The sequence below is a fragment of the Chryseobacterium gambrini genome, assembly GCF_027920505.1.
GTDB classification, from domain to species: Bacteria; Bacteroidota; Bacteroidia; order Flavobacteriales; family Weeksellaceae; genus Chryseobacterium; species Chryseobacterium gambrini.
In genome coordinates, this window is record NZ_CP115857.1 from 1,819,008 (window position 1) to 1,831,745 (window position 12,738).

A 12,738-nucleotide genomic window follows, 5' to 3' on the forward strand; every position below is an offset into this window, starting at 1 on the left:
TGCATGAGCTACATTATGGTCGATATAGAATCGGACGGACCGATTCCGGGCGATTTTTCAATGGTCTGTTTTGGAGCCGTTTTGGTGGATGAAAATCTGGAAACTACCTTTTACGGAAAACTGAAACCTATTTCAGAGAAATTCAATCCGGATGCATTGGCAGTTTCCGGTTTCACGCGGGAAGAAACAATGAATTTTGATGATCCCGAAGAAGTGATGCTGAAATTTGAAGAATGGATTAAAGAAAATTCTAAAGGAAGACCTGTTTTCATTAGTGATAACAACGGCTTCGACTGGATGTTTATCTGTTGGTATTTTCACCATTTCATCGGGAGAAATCCATTCGGTTTTTCCTCCAGAAGACTTGCGGATCTGTATTGCGGACTGGAAAAAGACACTTTTGCCCAGTGGAAACATTTACGAAAAACAGAACACACCCATCATCCGGTTGATGATGCACGAGGAAATGCAGAAGTTTTACTGTATATGAAAAAGGAAATGGGACTGAAAATCGGGTTGAAATAAAAAAGTATGCATTTTCAGCATACTTTTTTACTTATAGGTGTAAGGAACAAGAACCTCAATAAAATTATCCGTCCGGTGCGGTTCTCCGATGGCGCGGAATTTCCAGTCGCCGTTGTGGCGGTAAACTTCTGCAAAAACCATAGAACACATTCCGTTCATATCTGCATCGCCGGAAAGACTGAATTTTGTAATTTCTCTTCCTCTTGCATCTACCGCGCGGATAAATGCATTTTCTATCATTCCGAAATGCTGCCTGTTAAACAATCCCTGATAAATTGAAACCACGAAAACGATTTTCTGATAACGTTCATCCAACTGATCCAGCAACACAATAATCTGTTCGTCGTCGCCATCTCCGGCTCCTGTTCTGTTATCTCCGGTGAGCCATATTTTTCCGCTCGGATGCCGCATCGCATTAAAGTAGATAACATCACTTTTATACAAAGCGATCTCTCTTCCGTTTCTTCCGGGAACCGTCATTCCGAGATCCGCCACTTTTCCGTTTTTATCCAAAAGAAAAGCGATGGCATCAAGATCATATTCTGGACCGTCGCTGATCCCGAACAGACGGTAGAAAAAATTTCCGGATCTTCGAACATCCCAACCCAGACCTATGGTTACAGAGGAAAGATCATACGCATCTTCTCCATGTTCATTTTTGCGGAGGTTAATCGTCTGACCTTTTTGTAAGTTGATTGCCATATCTATTTAATGATTTGTCCTTTGTAATATTTTTCAAGGAAAAAGCCCAGATCTGCTCTGTAGCCGATTCCTGAAGCTTCAAACTTCCAGCTTCCGCCACGTTTGTACAGTCTCCCGAATTCTATTCCGGTTTCGATGGAGAAGTCTTCGTCCAGTTCATATTTGGCAATTTCCATATTCGTGTTATTGTCTACAATTCTGATGTACGAATTTCTCACCTGTCCGAAATTCTGCTTTCTCCTTTCAAAATCTTCGATGGTAACGACAAAAAGAATTTCCTGAACTCTTTCATCTACTTTTTCAAGATCAATAATGATGGATTCATCATCATCTCCGTCGCTGTTTTTTCCGCTCGGGTCATCACCTGTATGCGTGAGTGCGCCATCGGGCGAACTCAGGTTATTATAAAAAACAAAATATTCTTCACTCACCAGTTTTCGTTCCGCATCGATCATAATTGCGGAGGCATCAAGGTCAAAATCATATCCCATTCCTTCATTCGGATCCCATCCAAGACCGATGGTCATTTTTGTAAATCCAAGATCAATTCTTTGCCCTTTCTGTAAATTAATTGCCATAATAATGCTATGTGTTTTATGTATTGTTTATCGAAGTTATGGCGGTTTTAGTAAATTTCCAAAATATTTTGTGACAAAAAATTATGTAAATTGCAAAACATAAAATTTTGAAATTCAGTAAAATTAAGAGCTGAAAAAATCCGATCGCCATGACCGGATTTTATATTTTCAAAAGATTTAATTAAAAGATAAATTATTCTGTAAATTCTTTTTCTGCAACAATATTATTTCTTGCTTTTGCCAGCATCGGAATTGAGATTAATCCCATGACCAGCATGATGCAGATCTGCAAAGGCAATGAAATGAAAGAATACGTTAAACCAACCTCTCCTCCAAGCTCACCGCTTTTCCCCATGGATATAAATAAAGCCATAAAACCGTACTTCATTGCAAGATTAAAAGCTCCGATTCCTCCACTTGCGGGGATAATCATTCCGAAGGTTCCCACTACAAGAATTAGAAATCCGTCATCAAAAGTGAAGTCGGAAGTTTCCGGCAGCGCAAAACATACCAAATAGGCGGCAAAATAATAGGAAACCCAGATTCCTATAGTATAAAGAATGAATTTTCCTTTTTGCTTTAATTTGAATACAGATGTTAAACCGTCGAGTATTCCGTCTATAAATTTGATAATCTTATCTAAAACAGGAACATTGGCGAGTCTTTTTTTGAACATAAAAAATAAAACCGCACCGAGCAATAAAACTCCTATGATGAAAAAGATTTTATTCGGATTGAAATCGGCTCCCGAACTTTCATAAACCGATGAAATTACATCTCCTTTAAAGATCAAAGTCAACCCTAAAAAGCAAAGCATACAGACTAAGTCTACTACTCTTTCCAGAATAATGGTCCCGAAAGACTGGTCTACCGGAATTTTTTCCACTCCGTACAAAGCAGTTGCTCTTGCTACTTCTCCACTTCTTGGAATTGTTAGGTTCATAAGATATCCAAAAGAAATCGACCAGAGAGAATTGGAGTTTGAAATATGGTGTCCCATCGGTTCCAGCATCAGATTCCAACGGATTGCTCTGAACCAGTATGCTGCAATCCCAAAACAGGCAGCAAATAAAACCCACCAGTAATTTGCTTTTGCTAAAGATTTTTGGATCACTTTAAAATCTAAACCTTTTAGGGCAAACCATAAAAAAAAGCCTGCAAAAGCAAGCGAGATCACTATTGTAAGAATGGATTTCAGAGGATTTTTTGATTTTTTCTCCATCCGGTTACGTCAAAAGGTTTGTTTTTTCGTCGGGGAAAACAATTTTCGGCTGGAAAGACTGCGCTTCTTCCGGAGTCATCTGTGCATAAGCAATGATAATAATGATATCATCTCTCTGTACTTTTCTTGCAGCAGGACCATTAAGGCAAACCTCTCCCGATTTTCTTTTTCCTTTGATCACGTAAGTGTCGAAACGCTCTCCGTTATTCACATTCACGATATAAACCCTTTCTCCCACTACCAAACCAGCCGCTTCAATAAGGTCTTCATCTATCGTAATACTTCCAATATAATTAAGGTCAGAAGCCGTAACTCTCACCCTGTGAATCTTAGACTTAAAAACTTCTATTAACATGGTGCAAATTTATTAATAATAATTTACAAAACCGCCTTTTAAAATGAATTTAAAACTCGCAGAAACCCAGAGCTTTAATTTTATTAAACATAATTTTTGAAGATTTTATTTACAGAATCTACAAACATATCATGAAAACTATCAATAGTTACTATAAAATTTAGGATTTAATAAATGTAAAAAATAATATTACAATTTCATTAAAGTCAATACACATAAGCATTTGGCATGATTTTAGTAACGTACAACGTAGATTTTTCGTGAAAAGCTGAATTATGATATTTTAACCATTTTCACTTAAAATCAAAAATATTAATTATTTTTTTGCAAAAAAATTGCACATTTAGAAAATAGTATTATATTTGCTATTATTACGAACTAACTTTAATATTAAAAATTATGAACAAGTCTGAATTAATCGACGCAATCGCAAAAGATGCCGGCATCACTAAAGTTGCAGCTAAAGCTGCTTTAGAATCATTTATCTCTAACGTTACTACTACTTTAAAGAAGAAAGACGGGAAAGTTTCTTTAGTAGGGTTTGGAACATTTTCAGTAGCTGAAAGAGCTGCAAGACAAGGTATCAACCCTGCGACTAAAAAGCCAATCAACATCGAAGCTAAAACTGTTGCTAAATTCAAAGCTGGTGCAGATCTTTCTGCTGCTGTTGCTTCAGCTAACGCTCCTGCTCCAAGTAAAAAGAAAAAATAATCATTCAGATTAAAGAAAAAATAAGACCTCATCGTTTGATGAGGTTTTTTTATTGATCTGTTTTGAGATTTAAGGAGCCAATCTTGCAATTTTCCAATCGAGACCATCAACCAATTCATATACAATTCTATCGTGAAGCCGGTTAGGTCTTCCCTGCCAGAATTCTATCTCATAAGGTTTGGCGATATATCCACCCCAGTTTTCAGGCCTTGGAACTTCTGTATTTTCGTATTTTTCTTCCAGCTCTTTAAGTTTCTTTTCCAAAAATTCGCGGTTCGGAATTTCGTGACTTTGCGGAGAAACCACAGCTCCCAACTGACTTCCCTTCGGTCTGGAATGAAAATATCCGTCACTCAGGTTTTCTGCAATACGTTCCAGATCAGCTTTAATAATGATCTGCCTTTCCAGATTTGGCCAGAAAAAATGGAGACAGGCTTTGTGCGTTCTTTCTATAGATTTTCCTTTTCTGCTGTCGTAATTGGTATAAAAAATAAATCCTTCGTAGGTATACGCTTTTAAGAGTACCATTCTTGTACGCGGACAATCATCTTCTTCCACGGTAGAAACCGCCATAGCATTGGCTTCAGAGATGTTCGGATTTTCACTGGCATCCAGAAACCAGTCGCGAAACTGCTCAATGGGATTTTGTTTTATCTCACTTTCAATAAGTTGGGATTTCTCGTACACTTTTCTTTTATCGTGCAGGTTTTCCATAAATATTTTTTATTAAATTTGAGTATGAATTACTCTTACAAAGGTAAAATATTAATTTCCACACCCGACATTTCCGGCGATATTTTTTCCAGATCTGTTGTTTTGATTATTGAACATAATGAGAACGGTGCATTTGGTTTAATATTAAATAAAAAAAACAGCCAGATGAGTAGTAAATTCAAAGATTTTTTTGATTTTAAGATCGAAGTTTACGACGGTGGTCCTGTGGAAAACGACAAGGTTTTCTTCATCGTAAAAGGAAAAAAAGTAACCGAAATTTATTCCGAAATTACCCCCGAATTTTATCTTACCGAAGATATTGAAAACATCATCAGTTCTGTTCTGAACGGTGAACTGGACATCAATAAAGTGAAAATATTTTCCGGCTATTCCGGATGGACGGCTTTGCAGCTGGATGGCGAAATCCAGAGAAAACTTTGGACGGTGGTAGATGTTTATAACCTTGATTATACTTTGCCCAACGATCAGACGCTTTGGAAATCGATCATGCAGAATCTGGGCGGAGAATATCTTTTATGGGCAAATTCCCCTGAAGACATTTCTTTGAATTAACGGAAAAGGATTTATTAACATTGCGTTAATATTTAACAAACTTTAAGAAAACGTTAAGCAATTTTAAGCAAAGAAATTCCGTTATTTGTTAAAACAAAAACCTCTGTGATATGAAAGGAACAAAACTACTTGTAATATTCGTTTTTTCCACTGCATTTCTATCTTTCACTCCCGTTGATAAAAAACTGATCATTGTTGATGCAGGACACGGCGGAAATGATATGGGAGCCAACAGATACGGAATTTATGAAAAGGATATTGTTCTGAACATCGGAAAAGAGATTCAAAAATTCAATAATTCTCAGGATCAATACGAGGTAATTTTAACGAGAGATAACGATACGTACAGTCAGTTATCAGACAGAACAGTTCTTATCAATAAGCTGAACCCCGAAATGGTTATTTCACTTCACGTAAACAGCAGTCCGAAGCCTGAATCTACTGAAGAGGGAGCTGAACTCTACACGCAGAATACCGAGGGTTCAAAAAAGCTTGCTGACCGAATTTCAAAGAAATTCAACACGTTAAAAATTGAAGAGAAAAATCTTCATATTTTAAGAGAATCTAAAGCTCCGACCGTTTTAATGGAACTCGGATATATCAATAATACCAAAGACAGGGAATATCTGACCAGCGAGAAAGGTCAGAAAGAAATTGCTCAGAAATTTTCTGAAATTTTCAGAGAATACTAAATAAAGATACAAATTCTGATTCATTCAGAATAAAACCCGGTAAAGGACTTTCGGAACTTTGTTGTTTACCGGGTTTGTCAATTTTCATATTAAAAACTTTCTTTCCAGCTTTTAATCAGTTCAGAAAAATTCTGATTTCCGAAAGTTTTATTTCTTATTTTCCCCACAGAAAATATCCCTTTTTCATCTGAAATCAGTAAAATTTCTTCGGCTTTCTGAGACTCAAACGCGATGATCTCGTGTTCCTGTATGTCTGCAAGGTTATTTTTATGCAAAAACGTTACAAAATTTTCCATAAGCGGCGAAATGTAAGCTCCTTCCGTCTGTTTCGGAATTTTGATAACATCGCCTTCCAAAAACAAAAGATTCCCGAAAGTTGTACGCGCAATTCTTTTATTCGGGTTTAAAAGGATAACGTCATCAAGGTCATTTTCCTGTGCGTAAATCCCTCCGTAAATATTTTCCGGACTGTGAACCCTTATGTTGCTTAAAAGGTTGTTATTAACGTTTATTTCCTTAATCAGATCCAGTTCAAGATTTCTTTCGTGCAGCGATAGTACATCTTCAGTCTCGGTAATCTCATAAAAATAGGAAACTGAGGATTTAGACAAAGTAATTCCGTCTGAATTTCTGAAAACCTGAAAATTTATGATTGCATTCTGAATGCTTTTCTCTTCAATAACTTCTTTCTGAAATAATGTCTGAAAAAATTCAAGTGTGTAGGTTAATGGAATATTCAGCCTCATTTTTCTCATGGAAGCCATCAGGAAGAAATAGCATTCTTCATCCATGATTAATTTTCCGTTTCTGATAAAAAAAGAAACCTTCACTGCATCGCCCAAAAGAAAGGCCCTGTTCTTCACGTTGATTTCGTCTGATGTAAAATATTGATTTTCCAATGTAATCTGATTTGTTTATAAAAAAATAATGAACGATAAATCGTTCATCAGTTTTATTATTCGGCATTGCCTACATTTATTTAGGCAGCTCCTAATTTAATTCTAAGATTTTCGATAAGATTTTCCCAATACATTGCATTTTCTTCCTCATCGCCTTCTTCGCAGAAATCTGTAATATTAAGAGACAGGTCTTCTGTAATATCATCAATGGTGATCGTCATTTCAAAGAAATTTTTGGTTCCTTCGTCTTCCTCCCATCTGAAACGCACAAAACCTTCAGGCTTATATCTGATTAAAGTAGCCTTCTCAGAAGGACCTCCACCCCAACTGAAAAAGAAATCATCACCTTTCTCTGTTACCTCATCTGCAAACCATTCAGACAACCCCTCTGCAGTTGCCAGATATTCGTACAATATCTCTGATAAACAATGCATTGGAAATTCGTAATGGACTTTATGTTTAGCCATATAATCTTTGTTTTAATCGTCCCGCAATATATAAATTAATTTTTTTATTACACAAAAATGTGTTTATTTTTTTACATAATCTTCATGATATTTGTCAGAGATTTTTAAATACGTGTTTAATTATTCTTTTAACATAATACTTCTGTTTTGTGGTATCAAAAAAACTCTTCGGATGAAGAGCTGTATTATTTTAAAAATGAAAATTGAGTTCTACAAAACCTATCCTTCCGAATCCTGTTTCTGACCATGATGTTTTATTATCTTTCTGAAAACTTGAACGGTCTACTACATAAATATATTTGTAATACAACATGGGCTCTGTAGAGATGGAGAAATGAGGGGAAAGAAAATACTGAACTCCTAAAAACACTCCTAAACCATTATCATACTGAGGTTTATTGATATTTTTATAATTGGAGTATCTGAAGAAATAATCTGCTCCGTAATAAAAATTCCATCTTCTGTATCTTTTCAGATTTCTGTCGATCCCAAGTTTAAAAGCGAATTGAGAGTATCCGCCTTCACTGTCATCATTCTTAAAATCAAATCCTGTTCTGTAAGACCATTTGTTTTTCCCTGAATACCGATAGTTAATAATCATTGCGTTATCATCGGATGCAAATACAGATTTAATAAACTTATTGAGACTAATTCCGACCTGATTTCTCGGAATAGCAAATAAACTATCATTTTGAGCCTGTGCGAAAACTGAAGCAGAAAGCACCAGCAAAAAAATTGAAATAATTCGTTTCATAATAAAAAACATCTCAAAGATCTGATGAAACCTTTGAGATGTATGTTTTTTGTATTAAATATTAAAGATAATTAGCAAAAATAGCTTTAACTTTTTGCTCGAAATCACCGATGTAAATATCTGTATTTTCCGTTGATCCATCGAAATATACGATAAAGAACTCTCCTTCCCCATTTACCGTTTTGTAAACAAGATCTCCGATTTTTTGCCCTAAATAAAATACTTCTCCTTTTGTATTATTATTAATCTGCGCATCGGTAGGATCTGCAAGCGGAGCAAGAGCTTCAACATTCATGGTTGCAACAATCTTAAGATCTCCTTCTTTAATAGAACCTGAGATGGTTTTAAAGTCGTCTTTTGAAGAAATATTAGCGTAATCAGAATGTTTTAAGATTACATTAGCAATTACTTCACTTGAAGATCCCTGAGGAATTGTATTGTTATACTTAAACTGGAAATCTTTAGCACTGTTTCTTGTCCATACAATATTCTGCGTCATAGGTGAAGCAAAAATCTGAATATTTGCACTAATCGGCATACTGAAATTCGTACTGTTATCAAATGTTACATTGGATAAATCCATGCTAAACACTGTATTTCCGCTTCTTTTCAATACAAGATTAAAGGTTTTAGGCAACCAAACTACTTCAGAATTGTAACTTGTCTGAATATCTGTGTACGACGAAAGAGTTAATTCACTGTCGATTACAGAAGAATTTGCTACGGACGGAAATTTCAACACAACATTAGAAGAATTGGCAATTTTTGTCCAGGTCCCGTTTGCATTGTTATAAGTATAAGTTCCTAATCTGTTGGCAAACTGAAGCTTGTTATTGATAAGCGCTTCTCCGAACTGATTTTCCCAGCCTTCTACCACATTATTCAGATAACTGTCGTCAAATTCCTGAGCCGTATTGTTAAACATTGAATATAAAATGAATTTTGAAAGATCTCCATCATCCATTGTATTCAGTTTGCTGTAAAAACCGTCGATTGTTTTTTTAATGTTAGCTTTATCTTCTGTAACGGTAGTTGTGTGGATAGAATCATCCGTAGAAGAACTGCAAGACTGAGTTCCCAAAATCGTTGCAAAGCCTAATCCCGCAACGAGAATAATTTTTTTCATTAGTTATTATTTTTTTAAAACGGTGCGAAAATAAAAATAATTTTTGTTTCCTACAAATCATTTAATACGTCAAGAATAACTTTGCATCCTTCTTCTATTTCTTCCTTTGAAATGGTAAGCGGCGGAGAGATTCTCAGATATTCATTTCTGTAAAGCTGCCAGAAAACAATGAGGCCTTTTTCCATACATCTTTTGGCTACATTTAAAGTATATTCGGGAGATCCGAGATTTACAGCCAGCATGAGACCTTTTCCGTTAATGTTCTTTATTTTGGGATGAACCAGAAGGCTTCTGTATAATTTCTCTTTTTCTTCCACTTCATTCATCAGACCGCTTTCCAGAACTTCTTTTAAAGTTACATAACTGGAAGCTGCGATAAGCGGATTTCCTCCAAAGGTCGTAATATGACCTAATTTCGGAGAATGAGACAGTGTTTCCATAATTTCGCGCGAACTCATAAAAGCACCAACAGGAACTCCTCCTCCCATTCCTTTTCCCATCACAAGAATATCCGGAACAATGCCGAAATGCTCAAAAGAAAAAAGTTTTCCTGTTCTTCCGAATCCCGGCTGAATTTCATCCAGAATTAATAACGCGCCAACTTCTTCACATCTCTTTTTTAGTTTAATTAAATAATCATCATTAGGAACTAAAAATCCGGCTGCTCCCTGAATGGTTTCTAAAATAACGCAGGCCGTTTTCTCGGTAATTTTATCGAAATCTTTTTCGTTGTTAAATTCAATGAAGGAAACCATTGGCAATAACGGACGAAATTCTCTCTTATGAAATTCGTTTCCTGATACACTTAGCGCACCGTGTGTATTTCCGTGGTAAGAGTTTTTAAAAGAGACAATCTCTTCTCTTCCGGTATATCTTTTTGCCAGTTTCAGACTTCCGTCGATCGCTTCTGCGCCGCTGTTTACGAGATAAGTAATTTCTAACGGATCAGGAGTAGCTTCCGCCAATAATTTACATAAAGCGACTGGTTTTTCCTGGGCATATTCTCCATAAACCATCACGTGAAGGTATTTTTCTGCCTGCTCTTTTATTGCATCTACCACTTTTGGATGAGAATGTCCTAAAGTATTGGCAGAAACTCCTGCTACAAAATCCAGATATTTTCTTCCGTCTTTACCATAAATATAACTTCCTTCCGCCTTCTCTACTTCAAAACCTGCGGCAAACTTTGTCGTCTGAGCCTGATATATAAAAAAATCCTTTTGCATTTCCATTTTCCGAAATTTTAGCAAAACTATAAAAGATTCGGCAAACTCCGAAATGAAACGGACAGAATAAAAAAATTGCCCGCAGAAAACTGCGGGCAATACCACCAAATCACAAAATATTAATATAGTTTCATATATTCTTAGGTAAATATATAGAAAAAAATGAATTGAAATACACATTCTTTAAAAAATATTTACATTTAATACCAACATAATAACTCAATTCAACATATAATGACAATTCAACAATTGACAAACCGAATAACAGTAAGGTTTTCAGCTTCACAGATTTTTGAATAAAATACGCCTGAAAATTTGAAAAAAAATTAAAAAATTATCAGGCAGCTACTATTTTCAGGGCGATTTTGTAAAAATAAATCACCATTTCCTATTTAGAAAATGGTGAATATTTTATAATTAAAAAAAATTCTGTTAAAAAAATGCGAATTTATCGCCTTACACGTTTCGGCTTTTTAGCTTCTTCTTTGGCTTTTTCTTTTTCTACTGCTTCCTGTGCTTTATTATAAAGTGTATTGTCGGCTTCGTATTTTACTTCTTCATAATTAGGGGTATCCACGAGAATATCCTGCCATTTCAGAATCCTGTCTTTTGTATTCCAGTTAAAATCCGGAAATTTCCGCCTTTCGGGTTCTATCATACTCATAGGATAGGTATCTGATGCCGCTCCGATATTACAGGCAACAACATACAACATTTTTTCCTCAAAAACAGCATCAATAATACCGCAGGAAGTAAGAGAAATCCCGATTCTTTCCTTTTCCTTCGTTTGCTCGTTTTCATCATCGGAATAGGTAATTGCCTGAGCATTTCCGATTACTTTTGCTTCTTTGATATTGTTATCTTCTCCGTAATAAACCGTCATGAGTTTACCTTTCACCTGATTGAATTCATCTTTCATATTCAGGGAATCTACTTTGCTGATGGCAAAAGCATTTCCGAGAACTTTCAGAGAATCTATGTTTTCTTTTTGGGTATTGAAGTAGGCTTCAACTTTATCTCCGGTTACCTGTTTTCCGTTGCTCCAAAGGATTGGATTGGTATACATGTGAAGAACGCCGTCTGTTTCATTAAAAGCAATAGAGTCTGCTCTTCCCTGCGCATTGGATTTATAAAAACGTCCTTTTTTGTATGCTCTCAGAAAACTTTTCTTCACCTTAATATCTTCAGGATCCGGTTTTTGAAAAGAAATAATTTTTTCTGCCGCAAAGTACATCGAATCTTTTTCCAGAGCTTTTACTGCATACGGATTTTTGGTCATCATGGCAGAATCTTTCTTTTCGTAAATTTCTCCGTAACCGCCTTTTATAAATCTTCTTTCGTTCGGATCATCCAGTGTTACATTTCCTGTCGCCTTTCCGAATCCGGATAACTGGTTATAGTACATTTCATCTCCGGTAAGAATCTTATCATTATAATACACTCTGGAGTTTTTGTATAAAAAAGCTTCTTTCGTATTTGTATTGTAATTTCCTTTATCGGTAACGATTCGGTTTTTAGGATTTTTCTTGTTGATGATCGTCGTCGGTCCGTTGATGTTTACGATGTTTGTATTCTGGTTCTGAACCACATTATCTCCTTCCAGAATGTACTGAGCATCTTCTATTTTCACTCTTCCGGAAAGATCGATCGTTCTGGTTGTCAGAAAATACGTTGCTGTTTTGGAATACGTTGTACTTTTTCCGTCGTTAATTGTTCCTCCGGTGTTGTAATATGCCTGATTGGAAAGCCTGTCGTAATACATGGTTTCCGTTTTTATCACAGTTCCTTTCGGATCGGTAAGAACTACATTTTTTCGGGCAATTCCTTTTTGTGTATTTCCGTCATACTCCATTTCATCGGCTGTAATTACTGAACCATCGGCGTTCTGCAGTTTTACATTCCCGATGGCTTTGATGAAATTCTGTTCTTCATATACAATCACAAGATCCGCATTTAGCAAAGAACCCTGATGCGAAAACTGTACATTTCCCACGAAGTAATTATTCCCGTCGTATTTATCATCCTTTCTTAATTCATCGGAATGGATGTGCTTCACCTTTTCAGCAGGCGGAGCATTCTTTTTGGGAGTGGTATTGGTAAAATAAGGATCTTTTTGCAGAGGTTTCGGCTGATCCTGTGCAAATAGAAATGTTGAAACAGAAACTAAAAGTAAAACAAATAGCCTCATGAATTG

15 protein-coding genes are annotated in these 12,738 nt (G+C 35.9%); 4 read left to right on the forward strand and 11 right to left on the reverse strand.

All coding sequences use genetic code 11. The features are described from left to right. Window positions 1–3: 3 nt before the first annotated feature. Entirely contained in the window at window positions 4–525 is a 522-nt protein-coding gene (locus tag PFY09_RS08170; protein ID WP_268054950.1) for a 3'-5' exonuclease, read from the forward strand. A 27-nt stretch (window positions 526–552) separates the two neighbouring features. On the opposite strand, the gene PFY09_RS08175 is transcribed toward PFY09_RS08170, so the two are convergent. From PFY09_RS08175 to panD, 4 genes are all read right to left on the reverse strand, one after another. After that, window positions 553–1,227, reverse strand: a complete 675-nt coding sequence (locus PFY09_RS08175) for a TerD family protein (protein WP_271162082.1) — start codon at window positions 1,225–1,227, stop codon at window positions 553–555. Window positions 1,228–1,229: 2 nt separating this feature from the next. Next, window positions 1,230–1,805 carry a TerD family protein gene (locus tag PFY09_RS08180; RefSeq protein ID WP_076396075.1) on the reverse strand — a complete coding sequence of 192 codons (576 nt, stop codon included), beginning with the start codon at window positions 1,803–1,805 and terminating at the stop codon, window positions 1,230–1,232. Between the two features lie 193 nt (window positions 1,806–1,998). Continuing rightward, on the reverse strand, window positions 1,999–3,027 hold the full coding sequence (locus PFY09_RS08185) for a lysylphosphatidylglycerol synthase transmembrane domain-containing protein (protein ID WP_271162083.1): 1,029 nt from the start codon (window positions 3,025–3,027) through the stop codon (window positions 1,999–2,001). Between the two features lie 4 nt (window positions 3,028–3,031). After that, entirely contained in the window at window positions 3,032–3,382 is a 351-nt protein-coding gene (gene panD, locus PFY09_RS08190) for an aspartate 1-decarboxylase (protein ID WP_047399636.1), read from the reverse strand. A 399-nt stretch (window positions 3,383–3,781) separates the two neighbouring features. Here panD and PFY09_RS08195 point away from each other — a divergent pair, with 399 nt between their 5' ends. Next, window positions 3,782–4,093 carry an HU family DNA-binding protein gene (locus PFY09_RS08195; protein ID WP_076396079.1) on the forward strand — a complete coding sequence of 104 codons (312 nt, stop codon included), beginning with the start codon at window positions 3,782–3,784 and terminating at the stop codon, window positions 4,091–4,093. Window positions 4,094–4,162: 69 nt separating this feature from the next. Here PFY09_RS08195 and pdxH read toward each other — a convergent pair whose 3' ends face one another. Then, a complete protein-coding gene (pdxH, locus tag PFY09_RS08200; protein ID WP_271162084.1) occupies window positions 4,163–4,807 on the reverse strand; it encodes a pyridoxamine 5'-phosphate oxidase in 645 nt (214 codons plus the stop codon). A 24-nt stretch (window positions 4,808–4,831) separates the two neighbouring features. Between pdxH and PFY09_RS08205 the strand changes: the two genes are divergently transcribed. Both PFY09_RS08205 and PFY09_RS08210 read left to right on the forward strand, forming a co-directional pair. Next, complete coding sequence (locus tag PFY09_RS08205) at window positions 4,832–5,380, forward strand: YqgE/AlgH family protein (protein ID WP_271162085.1); 549 nt, start codon at window positions 4,832–4,834, stop codon at window positions 5,378–5,380. Window positions 5,381–5,490: 110 nt separating this feature from the next. After that, window positions 5,491–6,072 (forward strand): N-acetylmuramoyl-L-alanine amidase family protein, encoded by a 582-nt coding sequence (locus tag PFY09_RS08210; protein ID WP_271162086.1) that lies wholly within the window; start codon window positions 5,491–5,493, stop codon window positions 6,070–6,072. Between the two features lie 89 nt (window positions 6,073–6,161). Here the strand turns inward: PFY09_RS08210 and PFY09_RS08215 are convergent, their stop codons facing one another. The 6 genes from PFY09_RS08215 to PFY09_RS08240 form a co-directional block, all read right to left on the reverse strand. Beyond that, the gene (locus PFY09_RS08215) at window positions 6,162–6,971 is read right to left on the reverse strand and encodes an aminotransferase class IV (RefSeq protein WP_271162087.1); all 810 of its coding nucleotides are present in this window, start codon (window positions 6,969–6,971) and stop codon (window positions 6,162–6,164) included. Window positions 6,972–7,051: 80 nt separating this feature from the next. Next, complete coding sequence (locus PFY09_RS08220; protein WP_076396089.1) at window positions 7,052–7,438, reverse strand: START-like domain-containing protein; 387 nt, start codon at window positions 7,436–7,438, stop codon at window positions 7,052–7,054. A 190-nt stretch (window positions 7,439–7,628) separates the two neighbouring features. Continuing rightward, window positions 7,629–8,192, reverse strand: a complete 564-nt coding sequence (locus tag PFY09_RS08225; protein WP_076396091.1) for an outer membrane beta-barrel protein — start codon at window positions 8,190–8,192, stop codon at window positions 7,629–7,631. A 61-nt stretch (window positions 8,193–8,253) separates the two neighbouring features. After that, window positions 8,254–9,318, reverse strand: a complete 1,065-nt coding sequence (locus PFY09_RS08230; RefSeq protein ID WP_271162088.1) for a hypothetical protein — start codon at window positions 9,316–9,318, stop codon at window positions 8,254–8,256. Between the two features lie 50 nt (window positions 9,319–9,368). Further along, on the reverse strand, window positions 9,369–10,544 hold the full coding sequence (locus PFY09_RS08235; protein WP_271162339.1) for an aspartate aminotransferase family protein: 1,176 nt from the start codon (window positions 10,542–10,544) through the stop codon (window positions 9,369–9,371). 448 nt (window positions 10,545–10,992) lie between these two features. Continuing rightward, a complete protein-coding gene (locus PFY09_RS08240) occupies window positions 10,993–12,732 on the reverse strand; it encodes an OstA-like protein (protein WP_271162089.1) in 1,740 nt (579 codons plus the stop codon). Between the last annotated feature and the right edge of the window lie 6 nt (window positions 12,733–12,738).